This window comes from Streptomyces mashuensis (assembly GCF_014654785.1).
Taxonomy (GTDB): domain Bacteria; phylum Actinomycetota; class Actinomycetes; order Streptomycetales; family Streptomycetaceae; genus Streptomyces; species Streptomyces mashuensis.
Map to the genome: position 1 here is coordinate 85,597 of NZ_BNBD01000004.1, position 16,974 is coordinate 102,570.

Annotated in this window: 25 protein-coding genes; 23 read left to right on the top strand and 2 right to left on the bottom strand. The window is 72.0% G+C overall.

Translation table 11 applies throughout. The features are described from left to right. The first annotated feature begins 67 nt into the window (after positions 1–67). From IE305_RS12100 to IE305_RS12130, 7 genes are all read left to right on the top strand, one after another. Positions 68–1,039, top strand: coding sequence for a bifunctional MaoC family dehydratase N-terminal/OB-fold nucleic acid binding domain-containing protein (locus tag IE305_RS12100; protein ID WP_190129550.1), 972 nt, complete (start codon positions 68–70; stop codon positions 1,037–1,039). Continuing rightward, positions 1,036–1,476 carry a MaoC family dehydratase gene (locus IE305_RS12105; RefSeq protein ID WP_190129551.1) on the top strand — a complete coding sequence of 147 codons (441 nt, stop codon included), beginning with the start codon at positions 1,036–1,038 and terminating at the stop codon, positions 1,474–1,476. The genes IE305_RS12100 and IE305_RS12105 overlap by 4 nt, the downstream gene beginning before the upstream one ends. Continuing rightward, on the top strand, positions 1,476–2,630 hold the full coding sequence (locus tag IE305_RS12110; RefSeq protein WP_190129552.1) for a lipid-transfer protein: 1,155 nt from the start codon (positions 1,476–1,478) through the stop codon (positions 2,628–2,630). Before IE305_RS12105 ends, IE305_RS12110 begins: the two co-directional genes overlap by 1 nt. Positions 2,631–2,684: 54 nt before the next feature. Then, positions 2,685–3,533: a DUF1906 domain-containing protein gene (locus IE305_RS12115; RefSeq protein ID WP_190129553.1), complete on the top strand. Its 849-nt coding sequence runs from the start codon at positions 2,685–2,687 to the stop codon at positions 3,531–3,533. A gap of 143 nt (positions 3,534–3,676) precedes the next feature. Continuing rightward, positions 3,677–4,219, top strand: coding sequence for a SigE family RNA polymerase sigma factor (locus tag IE305_RS12120; RefSeq protein ID WP_190129554.1), 543 nt, complete (start codon positions 3,677–3,679; stop codon positions 4,217–4,219). A 1,072-nt stretch (positions 4,220–5,291) separates the two neighbouring features. Next, positions 5,292–5,738: a GntR family transcriptional regulator gene (locus IE305_RS12125; RefSeq protein WP_190129555.1), complete on the top strand. Its 447-nt coding sequence runs from the start codon at positions 5,292–5,294 to the stop codon at positions 5,736–5,738. 11 nt (positions 5,739–5,749) lie between these two features. Continuing rightward, complete coding sequence (locus IE305_RS12130) at positions 5,750–6,316, top strand: HD domain-containing protein (protein WP_190129556.1); 567 nt, start codon at positions 5,750–5,752, stop codon at positions 6,314–6,316. Here the strand turns inward: IE305_RS12130 and IE305_RS12135 are convergent. Together IE305_RS12135 and IE305_RS12140 are read right to left on the bottom strand one after the other, a co-directional pair. Then, positions 6,304–6,777: an NUDIX domain-containing protein gene (locus tag IE305_RS12135; protein ID WP_190129557.1), complete on the bottom strand. Its 474-nt coding sequence runs from the start codon at positions 6,775–6,777 to the stop codon at positions 6,304–6,306. The two genes, IE305_RS12130 and IE305_RS12135, sit on opposite strands and share 13 nt — an antisense overlap. Next, on the bottom strand, positions 6,774–7,541 hold the full coding sequence (locus tag IE305_RS12140; RefSeq protein WP_190129558.1) for a helix-turn-helix domain-containing protein: 768 nt from the start codon (positions 7,539–7,541) through the stop codon (positions 6,774–6,776). Before IE305_RS12140 ends, IE305_RS12135 begins: the two co-directional genes overlap by 4 nt. 319 nt (positions 7,542–7,860) lie before the next feature. Between IE305_RS12140 and IE305_RS12145 the strand changes: the two genes are divergently transcribed. The 16 genes from IE305_RS12145 to traB all read left to right on the top strand — a co-directional run bounded on the left by IE305_RS12145 (position 7,861) and on the right by traB (position 16,828). Further along, positions 7,861–8,226, top strand: coding sequence for a hypothetical protein (locus IE305_RS12145; protein ID WP_190129559.1), 366 nt, complete (start codon positions 7,861–7,863; stop codon positions 8,224–8,226). Then, positions 8,226–8,402 carry a hypothetical protein gene (locus tag IE305_RS12150; protein ID WP_190129560.1) on the top strand — a complete coding sequence of 59 codons (177 nt, stop codon included), beginning with the start codon at positions 8,226–8,228 and terminating at the stop codon, positions 8,400–8,402. Before IE305_RS12145 ends, IE305_RS12150 begins: the two co-directional genes overlap by 1 nt. Next, a complete protein-coding gene (locus IE305_RS12155) occupies positions 8,399–8,746 on the top strand; it encodes a WhiB family transcriptional regulator (protein WP_308440244.1) in 348 nt (115 codons plus the stop codon). The genes IE305_RS12150 and IE305_RS12155 overlap by 4 nt, the downstream gene beginning before the upstream one ends. Next, complete coding sequence (locus IE305_RS12160) at positions 8,743–9,120, top strand: hypothetical protein (RefSeq protein WP_190129561.1); 378 nt, start codon at positions 8,743–8,745, stop codon at positions 9,118–9,120. Before IE305_RS12155 ends, IE305_RS12160 begins: the two co-directional genes overlap by 4 nt. 106 nt (positions 9,121–9,226) lie before the next feature. After that, on the top strand, positions 9,227–9,469 hold the full coding sequence (locus IE305_RS12165) for a hypothetical protein (RefSeq protein ID WP_190129562.1): 243 nt from the start codon (positions 9,227–9,229) through the stop codon (positions 9,467–9,469). Next, complete coding sequence (locus tag IE305_RS33470; RefSeq protein WP_268255922.1) at positions 9,466–9,591, top strand: hypothetical protein; 126 nt, start codon at positions 9,466–9,468, stop codon at positions 9,589–9,591. Before IE305_RS12165 ends, IE305_RS33470 begins: the two co-directional genes overlap by 4 nt. Beyond that, complete coding sequence (locus IE305_RS12170) at positions 9,588–10,328, top strand: exonuclease domain-containing protein (protein ID WP_229890859.1); 741 nt, start codon at positions 9,588–9,590, stop codon at positions 10,326–10,328. Before IE305_RS33470 ends, IE305_RS12170 begins: the two co-directional genes overlap by 4 nt. Beyond that, the gene (locus IE305_RS12175; RefSeq protein WP_190129563.1) at positions 10,325–10,951 is read left to right on the top strand and encodes a hypothetical protein; all 627 of its coding nucleotides are present in this window, start codon (positions 10,325–10,327) and stop codon (positions 10,949–10,951) included. Before IE305_RS12170 ends, IE305_RS12175 begins: the two co-directional genes overlap by 4 nt. 1 nt (position 10,952) lies before the next feature. Then, positions 10,953–11,429 (top strand): hypothetical protein, encoded by a 477-nt coding sequence (locus tag IE305_RS12180; protein ID WP_190129564.1) that lies wholly within the window; start codon positions 10,953–10,955, stop codon positions 11,427–11,429. 5 nt (positions 11,430–11,434) lie between these two features. After that, positions 11,435–11,641, top strand: a complete 207-nt coding sequence (locus IE305_RS12185; RefSeq protein ID WP_190129565.1) for a hypothetical protein — start codon at positions 11,435–11,437, stop codon at positions 11,639–11,641. 108 nt (positions 11,642–11,749) lie between these two features. Then, a complete protein-coding gene (locus IE305_RS12190; protein ID WP_190129566.1) occupies positions 11,750–11,998 on the top strand; it encodes a hypothetical protein in 249 nt (82 codons plus the stop codon). Then, positions 11,995–12,942 carry a DUF2637 domain-containing protein gene (locus tag IE305_RS12195; RefSeq protein WP_190129567.1) on the top strand — a complete coding sequence of 316 codons (948 nt, stop codon included), beginning with the start codon at positions 11,995–11,997 and terminating at the stop codon, positions 12,940–12,942. Before IE305_RS12190 ends, IE305_RS12195 begins: the two co-directional genes overlap by 4 nt. Further along, positions 12,939–13,601: a GGDEF domain-containing protein gene (locus IE305_RS12200; protein ID WP_190129568.1), complete on the top strand. Its 663-nt coding sequence runs from the start codon at positions 12,939–12,941 to the stop codon at positions 13,599–13,601. The genes IE305_RS12195 and IE305_RS12200 overlap by 4 nt, the downstream gene beginning before the upstream one ends. Further along, positions 13,598–14,143 carry a hypothetical protein gene (locus IE305_RS12205; RefSeq protein WP_190129569.1) on the top strand — a complete coding sequence of 182 codons (546 nt, stop codon included), beginning with the start codon at positions 13,598–13,600 and terminating at the stop codon, positions 14,141–14,143. Before IE305_RS12200 ends, IE305_RS12205 begins: the two co-directional genes overlap by 4 nt. After that, positions 14,140–14,721, top strand: coding sequence for a plasmid transfer protein TraA (gene traA / locus IE305_RS12210; protein WP_190129570.1), 582 nt, complete (start codon positions 14,140–14,142; stop codon positions 14,719–14,721). The genes IE305_RS12205 and traA overlap by 4 nt, the downstream gene beginning before the upstream one ends. Positions 14,722–14,752: 31 nt before the next feature. Next, positions 14,753–16,828, top strand: a complete 2,076-nt coding sequence (gene traB, locus IE305_RS33475) for a plasmid transfer protein TraB (RefSeq protein ID WP_190129571.1) — start codon at positions 14,753–14,755, stop codon at positions 16,826–16,828. The last annotated feature ends 146 nt before the right edge of the window (positions 16,829–16,974 follow it).

Genomic DNA, 16,974 nt, shown 5'->3' on the forward strand with positions numbered 1-16,974 from the left:
GGGCCCGACGGCGAGCCCGAGGACGCCCCCTTGACGGGGTCGATTTATCTGACGGACAGTCAGTTGCATGTCTCCGCTGGCCGGTCCGGACGACGACGACAGTCTCGCTCTGCGCCTCGCGGCGTACGAGGGCCGTCCCGCGGCCGTTGCCGCCCGGGGCCCGGACGTCGTCAACCCCGCGATGATCAGGCACTGGTGCGAGGTCATGGGCGACACCGACCCCGTCCACCAGGGGCCCGGGGCCGTGGCCCCCGCCGCGATGCTCCAGGTCTGGATCATGCGGGGCGGCGCCCCGCGGCGGTCCGGCGGCACGCCCGAACGATCCGCCGCCTACGAGGAGTTGCTCGCGCTGCTCGACGACGCCGGGTGCACGGCGGTCGTCGCCACCGACTGCGAGCAGGAGTACCTGCGGCCGCTGTGGCCCGGCGACGTGATCACGTACGACGCGGTGATCGAATCGGTGTCGCCCCGGAAGACCACCAGGCTCGGCACGGGCCACTTCGTCACGACGCGCACCGAGATCCGGGCGGGCGGCGAGCTCGCGGGGGTGCACCGCTTCCGGATCCTGAAGTACGCCCCGGCCCGGACCGGCACACAGGGACCCCGCCCCCGCCCCGTGATCAACCGCGACACCGCCGGCTTCTGGGAGGGCGTCGCCGCCCGCCGGCTGCTGTTCCAGCGCTGCACGGACTGCGGCACGCCGCGGTTCCCGTGGGTGCCGGGGTGCGCGGACTGCGGGTCGGAGCGCTGGACGGCGGTCCGGGCGTCCGGGGCCGGGACCGTGTACACGTACACCGTCGTCCACCACCCGCCCGTGCCCGGCGCCACGATGCCGCACTGCGCCGGCGTGATCGAGCTCGCCGAGGGGGTCAGGATGGCCACGGAGATCAGGGGCGTGGCACCGGAGGGGTTGCGCGTCGGCCTGCCCGTGACCGTGGAGTACGCCGACGCGGGCGGCGGAGGCGACGCGGGCGGCACCGGCGGCGGGCAGCTGATCCCCGTCTTCCGGCCAGCCGCAACCCGGGACGAGGGGCCATGACCGGCGGGACCCCACTCCCCCCGCTGGTGATCCCCGTGACCCGTACGCTGATCGTCACCGGGGCCCTCGTCACGCGGGACTTCCAGGACGTCCACCACGACCCGGAGGCCGCGCGCGCCAAGGGCGCGCCGGACGTCTTCATGAACATCCTCACCACCAACGGCCTGGTCGCCCGCTACGTGACCAGCCACCTCGGCCCCGGCGCCACCCTGCGCCGCCTCGCGGTCCGGCTGGGGGTGCCCAACTACCCGGGCGACACGCTGACGTTGACCGGAACCGTCACGTCCGTCAGCGAGGAGAGCGGCGAGGTCCTGACCGTCGAGGTCACGGGCACGAACGAACGAGGCCGCCACGTGACGGCAACGGTGACGGCAACGGTGACGGCCGTGGTCCGGCCGGCCCCGGCGGACCACCCCGGTCCCGGAGGCGAACCCTGATGATCCGCCCCCGCGCCGCCTCCGCCGCCCTCGTGGGCATAGGTGCCACCCCCTTCACCAAGGACTCCGGCCGCAGCGAACTCGCCCTCGCCGCCGAGGCCGTGCGGGCCGCCGTCGCCGACGCCGGGCTCGTACCCGGCGACGTCGACGGCCTGGTGACGTTCACCATGGACACCAGCCCGGAGATCGCCGTGGCGCAGGCGGCCGGGCTGGGCGAGCTCACGTTCTTCTCCCGTGTGCACTACGGCGGTGGCGCCGCGTGCGCCACCGTCCTGCAGGCCGCGCTCGCCGTGGCGTCGGGCACGGCGGAGGTCGTCGTCTGCTACCGCGCGTTCAACGAACGTTCCGGGCGCCGCTTCGGCGCGGGCGTACGGCAGCGCGAACCGTCCGCCGAGGGCGTCGCGCTGGGGTGGATGCTGCCGGCGGGGCTGCTCACGCCCGCCTCGTGGGCGGCGCTGGCGGCGCGCCGTTACCTGCACGTGCATGGCCTGGAGGCGGACGTTTTCGGCCATGTCGCCGTCACCGCGCGGCGGTACGCGGCGACGAACCCCGCCGCGTACTTCCACGGCAGGCCGATCACGCTCGCCGACCACGCCGCGTCCCGCTGGATCGCCGAGCCGCTGCGGCTGCTGGACTGCTGCCAGGAGACCGACGGCGGCCAGGCGCTCGTCGTCACGACCCCCGAGCGCGCCCGTGACCTGCGACATCCGCCCGCGCTGGTACGGGCGGCGGCGCAGGGCGCGGGGCGCGGGCAGGAGCAGATGACGGGTTTCCACCGGGGGGAGGCGGCCCGGCCGCCGGAGACGGCGGTGGTGGCGCGGCAGCTGTGGCAGCGGTCGGGGCTGCGCCCGGCGGACGTCGACGTGGCCGTGCTCTACGACCACTTCACGCCGTATGTGCTCATGCAGCTGGAGGAGTTCGGCTTCTGCGGGCCGGGCGAGGGCGGGGAGTTCGTGGCCGCGGGCGCGCTTCCGCTGAACACGCACGGCGGGCAGCTCGGGGAGGCGTACCTGCACGGCATGAACGGCATCGCGGAGGCGGTGCGGCAGCTGCGCGGCACGTCCCCGAACCAGGTGCCGGGCGCCGCGCACGCACTCGTCACCGCCGGAGCGGGGGTTCCCACGTCGGGGCTCATTCTCGGGGCAGACGGATGAACGGAGGGCGTGTCAGCGCGGGCCTTCCGGCGCCGGGCCCCTTGACTCACGCCTATGACCCGACGGAGAAAGATCATCGGATATCTCGTCGCCCTTTCGGCGGCCCTGGCCCAGGTGATCGGCCAGGCCGCCGCCGCGCCGGCGGCCGCCGTCCCGAACCCGGGGCCCGGCGGCACGTACGGCGGGGCGAGCGTGTACCGGGGGCGGGGGTTCGACACCTGCCAGGCGCCGCCGCTGACGACGCTCAGCGCCTGGGGCACCTCCGGCTACGGGGCCGTCGGCGTGTACTACGCGGGGCGGGCCCGCGCCTGCCCGCACCAGCGCTACCTCAGCAGGCGCTGGCTGACCGGCGCGCGTGACCTGGGCTGGCGGGTGCTTCCGGTGTTCGTCGGCTCGCAGTCGCCGTGCGTCCGGGCCGACAACAAGCGCGGCTTCGCGATCGGCGACGACCCGTGGGGGCAGGGCGCGGACGAGGGACGGGAAGCGGCGCGGCGCGCGTCGTCGCTGGGGATCGCCGAGGGCAGCCCGCTGTACCTCGACATGGAGGCGTACGACTACAAGGACGAGGAGTGCGGGCCGCTGACCTTGTCGTTCATCCGCTCGTGGAGCTCGACGGTGGACCGGTACGGTTATCTGCCCGGCCTGTACAGCAGTGCGGAGTCGGGGGTGCGGCACATGGAGCTGTCACGGCGGGCCGGCTACGACGACCTGCCGGAGATCCTCTGGTTCGCGCGCTGGCGCGTGAGCGCGTCGACCGACCACGAGCCGATGCTGTCGGCCTCCGCGTGGCGCCCGCACCGGCGCATCCACCAGTACGCGGGTAACGTCACGGAGTCGTACGGTGGCCGGAAACTCACCATCGACCGCAACCTGATCGACGCCCCGGTAGCGGTGATCCGCTGAATCCCGGCTGGTCACGCTGCGTGTCCGTCCACCCTCCCCCTCCAGGAGGTGGGGACAACCCGACTCATACGACCTGAGGCGGACCGCGCTTCGGCACCTCCGGCCGATCCGCGGGCGGTGGGTGCGCTCCTAGCGTTGAGGGCATGACAGTGACCTCGACGTCTGTGTGCACCGGCGCCTCCACGGCCGCCGTGTACCCGTCGTTCTCCTCGTACGTACGGGCCCGCGGCCCGGTGCTCCAGCGCACCGCCCGCTCCCTGACCTCGAACCCGTGCGACGCCGAGGACCTGCTGCAGACGGCACTGACGAAGACGTACCTGGCGTGGGACCGCATCGAGGACCACCGCGCCCTGGACGGCTACGTGCGCCGCGCCCTGGTGAACACGCGCACCTCGCAGTGGCGCAAGCGCCGGGTCGACGAGTTCCCCTGCGACGAGCTCCCCGAGCGCGAGACGCGCCCGGTCGCCGACCCGGCCGAGCAGCAGGCACTGCGCGACGCGATGTGGCGCGCGGTCCACCGCCTCCCCGACCGCCAGCGCGCCATGGTCGTCCTCAGGTATTACGAGGACCTCTCCGAGTCGCAGACCGCCGAACTCCTCGGCGTCTCGGTCGGCACGGTCAAGAGCGCGGTCTCCCGAGCCCTCGGCAAACTCCGCGAGGACCCGGACCTGGCCCGCGCGGCGTAGGGCCCGGACCGGGCTCACCAGTGCGTGAGCAGGAAATACAGCACCACCAACGCCACCACCCCGACCACCAAGGGCCCCCACCCCCCGGCTCCACGCTCCGCGCCCATGGCTCCTCCAGCTCACCGGACAGCCGAAACCCGCCCGGAAGCGTAGGCCCACTCCCACCGACCGGACCAGAGCCCGCCACCCCTCCCACGCAAAAGGGGCGCCCCACCCCGGGGGCACCCCTTCTCACCTGCGGATGACGCGCAGGGCCGGCGGAGGCTGAGGGATTTGAACCCTCGGTGACATCGCTGCCACGACGGTTTTCAAGACCGTTCTGGCTTCGCGAGGAACCCGGCGATGGCCTGCAGAGACTCAAGCAACAGCTCGGCTGTGCCGTCTCTTGGCCCGCCCACAGCCCACAGCCCTCGCAATCTGATCAGTTACGCCGAGCCTTGGGCCGCCAGCGCGCTGCTGCGCCACCAGCTGCCACGAACGTCGTTAGGGCCACCGCATCAGCGTAGGCGCCTGCTACATCCGCGGCCCTTGGCCACCCGAGTAGCACGATAACGATCACGGTGACCACCCACGGACGGGCAACGGGGTTTGACAGCTCCCCTGGGGTGCAGGCGAAACTCATCATGAGCCTCCTAGAGGTTCCAGGCCCGCTCAAATCGCTCTTGCCCCAAGCCTGTGCGATGTGGGCGGGCTTTCCTGTGCCCCATATTGCTGAATGGCTGACACGGGCACCAAGTTGCACTTCTTACGTAGACATCCTTGACACGGGGGGCCGCTCGCCATGCCATCGGCGGTAAAAACCAGAGGCTCAAACGGGTCCTGAGCTGGGTTTTCGAGAGCCCATAACACACGGGCACGACAATGTGACCTTACTCACCATTCCAGAGGTAGGCCCTTTGCCTCACTTAGGTACCAATTATCCCGAAAAGCGGCGTGAGCGACCTCACAGGAAATTAATAGACTGCGAAGCATTCGAATGACATTCGAGTAATCGAACACTGACGATTCGCGCATTCCGTCCACCATGAAGGCGCGCGTCTATGCTTATTCGACGGTCTAGGAAAGGAGTCGGGTGTCTGGCTCGAGCCCTCGCGGGACTTACCTGCGGATCGCTGAGACGCTGCGCCAGCAGCTCAATGCCGGCGAGATAGAGGAAGCCCTGCCGTCCGAAGCAGCGTTGATGCGCGCACACGCCGTCTCGCGAACGACTGTTCGTCGAGCTCTCCAGACGCTCGCCGCGGAGGGGCTGATCGAGGCCCTGCCGGGGGTCGGCTGGCAGGTCCAGGGCGGCGTGGCTACCCCGTCACTCGTCGCCCAGGTCCGCACAGAGCTGGCCGTCGGGGGGTTCCAAATTGGCGGGACGTTTCACTCAGAAGCTGCCCTCTGCGAGCGTTTCGGCGTCTCCCGTACCGCCGTCCGCAAGGCCCTGGGCCAGCTCGAAGGTGAGGGTCTGCTCGAACCCGTGCACGGCAAGGGGCGGATCGTGAAGGCTCTCCCGCCCGGGGCCGGCAACCCGTAGGGTCGAGGTTCATGGAACTTATCACCTGGGCCCACGAGCTTGCCGAGTCCCTGTTGGCCGAGCCGCTGCCGCGGCGGTGGGCGCACTCCTGTGGTGTGCAGGAGCGGGCCCGGGGCCTGGCTCCCGTGCTGGGTGACGACGCCGAGCTGCTGGAAGCGGCCGCCGTGCTCCACGACGTCGGCTACTCGCCGCGGCTCGTCGACACCGGCTTCCACCCCCTCGACGGCGCCCGGTTCCTCCGCAACGTCGAGCACGCCGACGAGCGTGTCGTCCGGCTCGTCGCCCATCACTCGTGCGCGCTCCTGGAGGCCGAGGAGCGCGGGCTCCGGCGGGAGCTGGAGGACGAGTTCGAGCTGGAGCGGCCGGACCTCGTCGACGCGCTGCTGTTCTGCGACATGAACACCACACCCGACGGCCGGCCGACGAACCCGACCGACCGCGTCGCCGAGATCGTCGGCCGGTACGGTCCGGACAGTGTCGTCGGCCGCTTCATCCGGCGAGCGGAGCCCGAGATCCAAGCGGCCAGCGCGCGCGTCAACGGCAGGCTGGCCGCCGCCGGCGTCCCTCAGCCGATGTAGGGCCGTTCGCGCCGGCCGTCGAGGCCGTGGTCGATGCGGAGCCGCATGGAAGGGTGGATGTCCAGCTCATCGAGGTCCGCCGGCGGGACCCACCGGACCTCCTTCGACTCGCTGCTGGTCCGCAGCTCACCGCCCACCGGCCGGGCGCGGAAGCAGATCGAGAACTGCTGACGGACTTCGCCGTCGTCGTACGCCATGACGTGCCCCGGGTCCGTGTAGAGGCCGCTCACCTCCAGGACCTCGACGCGAATGCCGGTCTCCTCCTCGACCTCGCGCACCACGGTGTCCGCGATGGACTCGCCGATCTCGTGGCCGCCGCCCGGCAGGGCCCACAGGTCGTTGTCCGTCTTGTGGATCAGCAGCAGTTCGCCGGCCTCGTTGCGCACCACCGCGGTGACCGACGGGACAACGGAGTTGGCCGCCGGTGCTTTGGGGTCGTTGAAGTAGTCGGTCCGACTCATGCCGCCGCTCCTAGCTCGTGGGGGCTGCGAATGGTGCGCGCCCCCTGCCAAACGCGTTCGATGCTCTCAGCGTACGAGTCGAACAGCTCGCCGCCCGGCACTCGGACCAGGTGCAACACGGGCGCGAGGTAGGCGCCGACGCCGTAGATGTGCCCGTTGGCCAGCAGTTCGTCGTCGGCTCGGTAGAGCGAGTTGTACAGGGTGGTGCAGTGCAGCCGGAACTCGACGCCGGGTAAGCCGAACAGCGGGGCGTAGTTGATCAGCGCGTTCCGGACCTTGCTCGCCATGCCGACGCCGATGCCCTCGTCCTCGCCGCGCTGAGCGACGGCCGCGCATTCCGGGTCGCCCAGCATGAAGCGAATGGGCACGCCGTCGGCCGACTTCTCGCGGACGACCTTGAAGAACGCCGGGTCCTCGCTCAGCCAGAAGCCGGAGTAGGCGAGGACGTCGAACGAGCGCGTGGCCTTGGCGTACAGCTCCGGCCAGAACTCCCGTGGGACGACGGCCCGGTGGGGGTACAGCCGGACCAGCTCCGCCTGCCCGGCCTCACGCACCTCGCCGGCGGTCCGTTCTTCCGGCCACAGGTACGACACGTCTCGCTTCAGCAGGTTCGCCAGGGCGTACTGCGAACGCCGGTAGGGCTTCCTGTTCTCGTTGCCGATCCATCGGTCGACCGTCTTCGGGTCGACCCCGATCTCGGCAGCCACCTGGTCGACGGTCAGGCCGCGCGCGACGATCGCGCTGCGGAGACGCTCGTTCGCCATGCCGCACTCCCTCGGCGCGGGACGTCCTGGGACGACTTGAACGGTACTGAGACGTCCCCCAACTCGTCCATAGCATCGGTAACTTGTCGCGTTCGACCGCGGGATGCTCGTCATCGAGCAAGACGGCAACCTCTTCGAAACCAGCACCGGCACAGGGCTTGACGCCCGCGTCCGCACGCACCCACAGTGAGATACATGTAGTACATGTCTCGCTCGCTGGGAGACATGCGAAAGCCCCGCCGTGTCGGTTCCGGAGGTGCTGGCACACCGTCCGGCCCCCGGCGGGGCCTCCCACATCAGTCCTGGCTTAGGAGCACTGATGCTCGACCAGCGTACGCCCCTGCCCACCCGTAAGACCGCCGTCGTGCCGTCGGCCGACGAGCTGTCGTTGACCTTGCGGAAGGTGGCGGGGTTTCTGGAGTCCATCCCCGGTCTGCCGTCGCCGTCGGTGACGGTCCACACCGGCGACGTCCTCGTCCAGTTCTCGTTCCTGCCCTCCCACGTCCTCTTCCCGGCCGTGGCCCGGGTGGCCGCCGTCATGGGCGTGACCACGCAGCTGCGGCCCATGAGTGACGGGAACTGGCACTTCGAGGCCCGAGGGCAGGCGCAGGGCCTGTGCGTCACGGTGTTCGCGGCCGTGACCATGGCCACCGACCCGGTCCGCGTCGCCTGGGGGGTGGCGTGATGCCGGCCGTTCCCAGCTACGACCGGCGGCCGCTGTGCCGGTCGGCCTCGTGCCCGCGCTGCAACCGCTCGGTCCGCGTCTCGCGGTGCCGTACGGCGGCGCGGGAGGTGTGCGGCTGGTGCGGGAACGAGTTCTCGCCGCTGGCCCGCGTCGAGCGTGCGGGGGTGCTGCGGTGAGGCGCGCCCAGGCACCCACGATCCGCGGCACGGTCCGTCCGCACCTGCGGGTGGTCAAGGGGCCCTGGACGTCGCCGCGCAAGCGGCGGCCCGGCGGTCCCCCGGTGGCCGGCGTCGACCTGGCGGTCGTCGACGGAGCGCTCTGCCGCGGCCCGGACGCCGACCTGTTCTTCGAGGAGTCCGCGGCGGCCATCGCGCACGCCAAGGAGATCTGCAACCGCTGCCCGGTCATCGACGCCTGCCTGCGCCAGGCGCTCGACAACCGCGAGCGGTACGGCGTCTTCGGCGGCCTCACCGCGAACGAGCGCGAGCGCCGGTTGCAGGGTAGGGAGGCCGCGGCATGAACAGCGTGAAGGGCTTCTTCCCGCCGCCGGGTGAGCGCGTCACGACCCCGGCCGTGTTCGACGCGTTCGGCAACCAGCTCTTCCCGGCCCCGCCGCCCCCGCCGCACGGCTACGGGCACCACTGCGCGGTCTGCCGCTGCGACGGTGGCCCGGCTCGCCCCCGCGAGGTGGGCCGCCTCTCGCCCGGCGCGGCCGTGGCCGTGGGCGCCGGCGGTGTGCTCGTGGTCGGCGTCGTCCTGGTCGCGCTGCTGCTGTCGGTCGCCGTGGTGGCGGCGTCGGTGGCGGTGGCCGCGCTCTCGCTGACGGTGGTGGCTGTCGTCCTGCGCTCGATCCTCAACGGTTCGCAGGCGCCGCGGCCCGTCCGACGCCGCTGACCTGCGCTCTCTCTTCTCCTCCTCTCGCTGCTGGGCTCTGACCGCTGGTTCGTGCTGCCCGGGCCCGGCGGCGCCCTCGACCTCGACTTCACGGAGGTTGCGACCCATGACCAGGACCGACCCGCGCCGCCGCATCGCCGCGCTGCAGCGCGCCCACGACGAGCTCCTGGGCGCCGCGCGCTCGGCCGTGACGGCGTACTGGGACGGCGACACGGAGCCGCTGTCCCTGCTCATCGACACCCTCGACCGCCTCGGCGCGCTGCCGGAGTACGCGCCCCAGCTCACGGACCAGGCGCTCGACGCGCTCGCGGCCGCCGACACGCCGCTGGTGGGGAGGCGGATCGCGTGAGCGCCCGCACCCGCTGCCGCGTCTGCGGCTGGCGCTGCCACTACCGCAAGCAGCACGCCGGCCGTCGGGCCACCCGTACGCACATCTGCCTCCCCGCCGTTGCCCTGGAGGTGGTCCAGTGAGCGTCACCATCTGGCCGGACAGTCGTCTCGTCGCCTTCGACACCGAGACGACCGGCACCGACTGGAACTCCGACCGCATCGTCGCGGCTGCCGTCGTCGAGGTCGGCGGCGGCCAGGACACCAAGGTGACCGACTGGCTGATCAACCCCGGCGTGGTGATCCCGGCGCAAGCCACCGCCGTGCACGGCATCACTACCGAGCGCGCCCAGTTGGAGGGGCGCGTGGCGGCGGAGGCGATCGCCGAGATGACCGCGCTGCTGGTGGCCCTGCTGGTCGCCGGGCACCCGCTGGTCGTCTTCAACGCCCGCTTCGACCTGACGATCCTCGACCGCGAGTGCCGCCGGCACGACTTGGTGCCGCTCGTCGACCACCTCCCGGGGCGCGAACTGGCGCCGGTCATAGACCCGCTGGTCATCGACAAGCAGGTCCAGCGGTACCGCCGCGGTTCCCGCAAGCTTCCCGACCTGTGCGCGCACTGGCACGTGCAACACGACGGACCGCACTCGCCGTCCGCCGATGCCGTGGCCGCCGCCCGTCTGGCCTGGCGCCTCGGCCGCGCCTACCCGCGCCTCGGCGCCATGCAGCCCCACACCCTGCACGCGCTGCAGGTCGAGCGGGCGGCGGAACAGGCCGCCAGCCTGCAGACCTACCTGCGCCGCACCGACCCTCACGCCCACGTCGACGCCCCATGGCCGTACGTGCCGCACGACGGCGCCCCCGAAGGGACCACACGATGACCGACTCGACCCAGATCCGCGTCACCGGTCTCCGCCAGGCCGTGACCCGCGTACTTCCCCACGTGACCGGGACGATCGGCCTCGACGGCATGCTGCTCGACTTCGACGGCGAGCACCTGTACGCCGTGGCCTCCGACCTGCAGACGATGGCCATCGGCCGGGCCTCCGCCCGTGAATCGGCAGAGTCCTGGTCCGCTTTTGTCGACCGTCACGAGGTCGCCTTCCTGGCCAACTTCGTCAACGCCGTCGGCTACGACGACGAGGTCGAACTCGACCTGTGGCGCACCGACGATGACGAGGCGCTGTGGGTGACGGCCGAACACCGGCAAGGGATCGTCAACGCCTGCACGGCTGCCGCCTTCCTCGACTGGAGGAAGGTCGTCAGGGAACACCTCACCCGCCCCCTGACCGCCGAGCCGATCGAGCTCGACCCGGCACTCATGCACCGGTGGACGGTGTTCGACGAGCCGGTCTTCGTCCGGCGCTGCGGCCAGAAGAACGTCATCGTCGTCACCGCGCCCGGCTTCCTCGGCCTGCAGAAGGGGAACTGCTGGGGCACGTCGTCCGACACGAGTCTCGACAGCTGGCTCGACGCCGTCGCCGACAACCGGAAGGCGGCCTGACATGACCGACCGCCTGATCACCGCCAGCAAGGCCGACCACCACCTGCCCGCCCTGCTCGCGCTGGCCGCCGAGTACCAGCAGCAGGTCGAAGCGGCCTGGGCGTACGAGCGCAAGCAGCGCGAGGTCCAGGAGCGCAGGGACGTCGTGGCGCGTGCCGCCGCGTGCGTGGCCCGCGACTTCCCGAACACGCTCGCCCGGGTCCTGACGGCCGGCTCCTGGACCGGCTACCCGAGCGGCAGCGAGGGACCGGCCATGGCCGTGGCCCCTCTCGGCGCCGGCCTCTTCCTCCTGCGCGTCACCGAAAGGGGCCTCGACGGCCCGCCGGACGAGCTGTTCCTCCTCTGCCCGTGCCCGTGCGGCAAGTACGTGGAGGTGCTCGTCGACAGCGAGTACGACCTCGCCTTCGTCCTCGACGACCTGCAGCGCACGTCCAACTGCGAGGAACTGGGCGTTCCCCTCTCGCAGGACGAGGGGTGAGCACGATGACCGAGCCGCTCCCCTCGACCGTCACCATCGTCGACCCGGTGATCCGCACCCGTCGGTACCTGGCCGTGGGCGTCTTCATCCCCGGATGGATCACCCCCCGCTGGCACGTCTGGCACGCCGACGGCTCCTACGCCGGCTACGCCACCGACCCGGCGCTGATCGACCTGGTCGCGTCCCTCCACGAGCGCGAACACGGCCGGTAGCGCCGGCCGCTCCGCCCGCCCGGCATGCCGCCGAGTCCTCGCTGCCCGCATACCGGGCGGGCCCCTTCCCTTCCTGCTTCCCTCCCGCCTGAGACGGAGGCTTCGCCGATGTTCTCCCCGCCCCTGGTCACTCTCGCCGCGGCGTCCGCGCCGGTGGTGACCGTGTCCCTGACCCTGCTGCTGATCACGGTCGGCATCGCGCTGTGCGTGTGGGTCGGGCACCGCTGGTCGACGCTCATCGTCGGCCTGCTGATCGGCCTGTTCCTCACCGGCACCGGCTTCGCGAACGGCACCCGCAAGGCCGTCACCACCGTCGCCACCACCGCGATCAACGCCCTGTCCGAGGCGCTGCAATGAGCGCGTCGACCATCCCGGAGACCGGGACCAGGACCGGTACCGGAACGGGAGCCGCCGGGGACACCCGCAGGGACTGGCTGCTGTACGTCGGCATGGGCGCGGTCGGCCTGGCCGCCGCCGCTTCCTCGTACGCCGCCCTGCAGGACCTGGCCGTACGTACCGGCTGGTGGTCGTGGCTGTCCTGGTTGCTGCCGCTCACCGTCGACGCCTACGCCATGACGGCCGTACGCCTGTGGCTCGGCCGCGCCACCCGCAACCGCCAGGCCCGTGCCTGGGCCAAGGCCAACGCCATCGGCGGCATCGCGCTCTCGGTGGCCGGCAACGCCGTCGATCACGCCGCCTCGGCGGGCGTCATCACGGTGTCCTGGCCGCTCATCGTGGCGGTCTCCGCCATCCCGCCGGTGACCCTCGGCCTGCTGGTCCACATGGGGCACCTCAGCACCCTGCCCCCTACCGACAGCCCCGTCGACGATTCCCCCCGCGGCCCTGTCGCCGACACCGCCACCGCACCACAGCAGCAGCCTGTCGAACTCGCCGAGGCGGCGGCCCTACCGGCTCTACCGGGTCACCCCCCTGCCGTCGACGGCGCGGCCAAGCCGCGGCAGCCCCGCCGTGCCGCCACCGGCAGCAAGCAGCGGCGGGCCCTGCCGAAGGGCATGTCCGACGACGAGCTCATCGGCGCCGCCCGGCAGCGCATCGCCGAAGGCGGCGATGCCTCGGCGACCTGGCTCATGAAGACGTACGGCATCGGCACCGGCCGCGCCGCCCGCATCCGTGACGCCGCCTACCGCGCGCCCCGCCTGGCCGCCGCACCGGAGCCCACCGCGGATCGTGCAGCTCCCATCCCCGCCGGCCCCGCACCCGTGGTGTCCCTCACGAAATCGAGCAACGGCACCGGCACCGACGACCACGAACTCCCGGAGATGGAGGAAGAAGCCTCATGACGCCCCTGCTGCAGGCCGTGCCCATCGCCGCCCCGGTGGCGGGGTGGGCGGCCCACGCCCTGTTCCTCGCCCGCCGCCTGCGTACCGCCCGGACGGATCCGCTGACCGGGCTGATGAGCCGCGCCGCCTTCACCAGCCGCGCCAACCGGGCTGTCAAGCACCCGCACGCGGCCGTCCTGCTGCTCGACCTGGACGGCTTCAAGGACATCAACGACACCTACGGCCACTTCGCCGGGGACCAGGTCCTCGCCGCCGTCGGCCATCGGCTCGACGTCTGGTGCGCCGACCGGCACGGGTTCGCCGGCCGCCTCGGTGGCGACGAGTTCGCCGCCGTCATACGGCTCGCCCCTGACACCGACCCTCAGATCGAACTGACGTACGGCCTGTGGCCGAAGCTGTCGGACGCCATCGACACCGGCACCGTCACCATCCACCCGAGCGGTTCGATCGGCATCTGCCGGCGGAGCCACCGGCCCGGGGCCAGGCTCCCCGAGTTGCTGCGCGGCGCCGACGAGGCCATGTACAGGGCCAAGCGGCTCGGCCACCGCTGGCAGCCCGCGATGAGCTGCGACGTGTACGCCACCGTCAACGGCCGGCGCATCGGACGGCCGGGCACCGGCGTCCGCCGCCGCCCGGCCCGCGGAGGGCACGACCGATGACGCTCTTCCCGCGCGAGACGACCACCGTCCGCATCCCCAAGGTCCCCAAACAGCGTCGCGGCCGTCACCAGACCCCCGTCGTGGTCGTCGTCCCCGAACAGCTCACCTGGGGCCAGCGCCTCACGGCCGCGATCGGACGCGCGGCGTGGAAGCGCCGCCGGGCGTTCGTGCCGACCGCCGTCGCCGTCGCCGCCCTGGTGGCCGCTGCCGTCGCTCACGCCCAGGCCCCGGGCCTGTGGCTGCCGCTGGCCGCCCTCGCCATGGCCGGGCCCGGCTGGCTGGTCTGGGCCACGCTCCGGCGGCCCACCCCTCACAGGCGTGTACGCACCTGGCGCGTCGCCCTGGCCGCGGCCGTACTGACGGCCGGTGGCTGGGCAGCGGCGTCGGTGGCCTTCGGCCCGCTGACCAACCCGCTGCCGTGGCTGTGGCTGCTGCTCCTCCTCGCCGCGCACGTCGCCCGGCACCTGCGCCGCGCCACCCGCACCGCTGACCTGCCCGCGAACGAGACCGAGTACCCGACCGAGAAGGAGTCCGCCCGATGACGACCCCGCCCAACGGATACGGCTTCGGCCCCGGCACCCCCGGCGCCGGCAACGGCTCGGCCCGCGGCACCAACAACGGGGGCGCCCGCTACCGCACCAGCAACCGCACCCGCGAGTACCACTTCCACGTCGGCGGCCAGGGCAACGGCAACCGCGGGACCGGCGGTGGCGGCGGAGGCGGCAACAGCGCCTCGGGGTTCTTCCGCCGCGACGGACGCGGCGGGAGCGACGGCCACAGCCCCCTCGCCGACCCGGAGTTCTTCAGCAATGTCGACATCCGCAACTACTGCGAGACGGCCCGCGGCATTTTCCTCCAGCTGTCGTTCGAGCTGGCCGGCGCTTCAGAGGTCCTGCACTCCGTCCTGAAGGAGATTCCCGACCCGGACGGCCGCGCCTTCGGCTCGCGCATGCGGGCCCGGCGTGTGGCCAAGCGGCTCAAGCAGGCCGCCGAGGACGCTCGCGACACCGCCAAGAACGTGGCCGCGACCTACGCCGCCTTCCAGCGCGAGTTCGCCCCCGAACTCGCCCCCTACCGCTCCCGTCAGCGCCCGACCCGCCGGTTCGACTTCAACGGCTGATCCACCGCGTACGTGAAGGAGGCACACGGCCGTGTCCCAGCTCACCCCCGACCAGGTCCACGAGGAACAGCTCCGCGCCCCCGCCGGCGCGGGCGGTGTCCGCGAGTACCTGTCCCACCGCGTCAAGCCGCACCTGCCCCCGTGGCTGGTGGGAGCCGGGACCGGCCTGGCCTCCCTGCCCGCCCACCACTACTGGGGCAACAGCGCCGCCGCCACGGCCGGCCTCACCCTCACCTCCGTCGCCCTGGCCGGCGTCACCTGGTGGATGGGCAAGGCCACCACCGCACAACGCCGCCTGCACTCCGCAATCACCGTCGCCGCGGGCTCCAGCTGGTTCACCGCGGCCGCCATCGCAGGCCCGGACGCCGGCCCTCTCGGCGGGCTGTACTTCATGGGCGCACCGGCACTGGCCCTGTCCTGGAACATCCGCCAGATCCTGCGCCGCAACCCCGAGGCCACGGGCGGTGCCGACGGCGGTCTACTGGAGAAGGTCGGCCTGGCCAAAGCCCAGATCACCCGTAGCAGCGTCGCACCCAACAAGGCGACCTTCGACCTGCAGCTGCCGCGCGGCGAACTCACCGCCGACGATGTCAGCAAGACAACGCCGCTGCTGGCCAGCGCCCTCGACGTCCCGAAGAACGCCGTGCGCGTCACCCCCGACCCCGACTCCGCGTCCCGCGCCCAGCTCACGATCGTCCCGCACGACCTGCTCAAGAACACCATCCCCTACCCGGGCCCGTCCCACCCCGGCGGCAGCATCGCCGACCCCGTCCACGTCGGCCTCTACGAGGACGGCACGGACGCCGTGCTCTACTTCCCCGGCGACCCGGAAGCCGGCCGCAACGCCATGCACCTTCTGATCATGGGAATGACCGGCTCCGGCAAGTCCGAGGGCGGCCTCTCCGCCCTGGCCGAGGTCCTCTCGCGCCGCGATGCCGTGGTGTGGGCATCGGACCCCGCCAAGGCCGATCAGACGCTCGGCCCGCTGCTGCCCGCCGTCGACTGGGCGGCCCTGGACATGAAGTCCACCGAGGCGATGATCGCTGCCATCAAGGCCGCGATCCCCGCCCGTACCCGGTGGCTGGCCAAGTACGGCTACAAGCAGTGGGTCCCCGAGTGCGCGCAGACCCAGGCCGACGGCTCGCCCGGCATGCCGTACCTGCTGTGCTGGTTCGAGGAAGCGGCCAAAACCATCCGGGAGACCGACGAGGACGTCTTCACCGGCATCGCCCAGGAAGCGCGCTCCGCCGGCATAACGCTGGTCGTCTCGATGCAACGCGCCTCGGGCAACCAGGTCTCCACCGACACCCGCGCCTCCCTCGGCTCCTCGTGGGTCTACGGCGTACGCAACGAGCGCGACGCCGGGTTCGCCCTCGACGACGAGGTCCTCGACGCAGGCGCCGCCCCGCACCTGTGGAAGGACAAGAGGCCCGGCTACTGCTACCTCGTCGCCAACGGCATCCCCGAGACCTTCTGGGCCACCCCCGCCCGCTCCTACCTCACCCCGCGCGAATACCTGGACTGGATCGTTTTCACCTTCGCCGAGACCCGAGCCACCCTCGACCCCGTCACCGCGGAGGCCGCCAAGCGCGCCGCCGGCCGCCACTTCACCCAGCGCACCCGCCACCCCATGCCCGGCGCCGCCCCTGCCCACGACTCGCAGAAGGAGGACACCGTGAGCCACCGCCGCCATGCGCTGCACGACCAAGAGCACGAGGAACAGTTCGACGACCACGAGGACGACAACCTCGGGGAGAACTACGAGGACTACGACGACGACCAGGACGTCGACCCGGAGCGCGAACTCCCCTCGGCCACCCACGTCGTGCAGTTCGCCGAGCGTCCGCCGGAGAAGCCCCGCCACCGCGTCTCGCCCGCGCAGGCCCGCCAGGTCATGGAGGACATCCTCGACGAGTTCGAGGCCGAGGGCCGCACCATCGTCCGCCCCGCCGACTTCATGGAGCACTGCGACCGCCACGGCCGCTCCCGCTCGTGGGTCTCCGGTCAGGTCGCCGCCTTCATCATGGCCGGCCGTCTGGAGGAGACGGGGGAGACGGGCGAGTACCGCATCGTGCGCGACCACGACGACGAGGACCGGGCCGCCTGACAGACCTGACGCGTCAGACGCGTCAGACGGGCCTGACAGCCACGAGCCCCAATACGCGGGTCACGCGCGCCCGCGACCCCCGTCAGACGCGTCCGACGCCGCCGGCCTGACACCCCTGACAGCCCATCTGCGTCCGCCCGGAGAAC

Coding starts and splice junctions, on each gene's coding strand:
- IE305_RS12175 (WP_190129563.1), top strand. CDS start 10,325: ATGACCGACTCGACCCAGATCCGCGTCACCGGTCTCCGCCAGGCCGTG.
- IE305_RS12120 (WP_190129554.1), top strand. CDS start 3,677: ATGACAGTGACCTCGACGTCTGTGTGCACCGGCGCCTCCACGGCCGCC.
- IE305_RS12100 (WP_190129550.1), top strand. CDS start 68: ATGTCTCCGCTGGCCGGTCCGGACGACGACGACAGTCTCGCTCTGCGC.
- IE305_RS12180 (WP_190129564.1), top strand. CDS start 10,953: ATGACCGACCGCCTGATCACCGCCAGCAAGGCCGACCACCACCTGCCC.
- IE305_RS12135 (WP_190129557.1), bottom strand. CDS start 6,777: ATGAGTCGGACCGACTACTTCAACGACCCCAAAGCACCGGCGGCCAAC.
- IE305_RS12150 (WP_190129560.1), top strand. CDS start 8,226: ATGCCGGCCGTTCCCAGCTACGACCGGCGGCCGCTGTGCCGGTCGGCC.
- IE305_RS12205 (WP_190129569.1), top strand. CDS start 13,598: ATGACGCTCTTCCCGCGCGAGACGACCACCGTCCGCATCCCCAAGGTC.
- IE305_RS12130 (WP_190129556.1), top strand. CDS start 5,750: ATGGAACTTATCACCTGGGCCCACGAGCTTGCCGAGTCCCTGTTGGCC.
- IE305_RS12195 (WP_190129567.1), top strand. CDS start 11,995: ATGAGCGCGTCGACCATCCCGGAGACCGGGACCAGGACCGGTACCGGA.
- IE305_RS12200 (WP_190129568.1), top strand. CDS start 12,939: ATGACGCCCCTGCTGCAGGCCGTGCCCATCGCCGCCCCGGTGGCGGGG.
- IE305_RS12140 (WP_190129558.1), bottom strand. CDS start 7,541: ATGGCGAACGAGCGTCTCCGCAGCGCGATCGTCGCGCGCGGCCTGACC.
- IE305_RS12160 (WP_190129561.1), top strand. CDS start 8,743: ATGAACAGCGTGAAGGGCTTCTTCCCGCCGCCGGGTGAGCGCGTCACG.
- IE305_RS12165 (WP_190129562.1), top strand. CDS start 9,227: ATGACCAGGACCGACCCGCGCCGCCGCATCGCCGCGCTGCAGCGCGCC.
- traA (WP_190129570.1), top strand. CDS start 14,140: ATGACGACCCCGCCCAACGGATACGGCTTCGGCCCCGGCACCCCCGGC.
- IE305_RS12190 (WP_190129566.1), top strand. CDS start 11,750: ATGTTCTCCCCGCCCCTGGTCACTCTCGCCGCGGCGTCCGCGCCGGTG.
- IE305_RS12145 (WP_190129559.1), top strand. CDS start 7,861: ATGCTCGACCAGCGTACGCCCCTGCCCACCCGTAAGACCGCCGTCGTG.
- IE305_RS12105 (WP_190129551.1), top strand. CDS start 1,036: ATGACCGGCGGGACCCCACTCCCCCCGCTGGTGATCCCCGTGACCCGT.
- IE305_RS12115 (WP_190129553.1), top strand. CDS start 2,685: ATGACCCGACGGAGAAAGATCATCGGATATCTCGTCGCCCTTTCGGCG.
- IE305_RS12185 (WP_190129565.1), top strand. CDS start 11,435: ATGACCGAGCCGCTCCCCTCGACCGTCACCATCGTCGACCCGGTGATC.
- IE305_RS12110 (WP_190129552.1), top strand. CDS start 1,476: ATGATCCGCCCCCGCGCCGCCTCCGCCGCCCTCGTGGGCATAGGTGCC.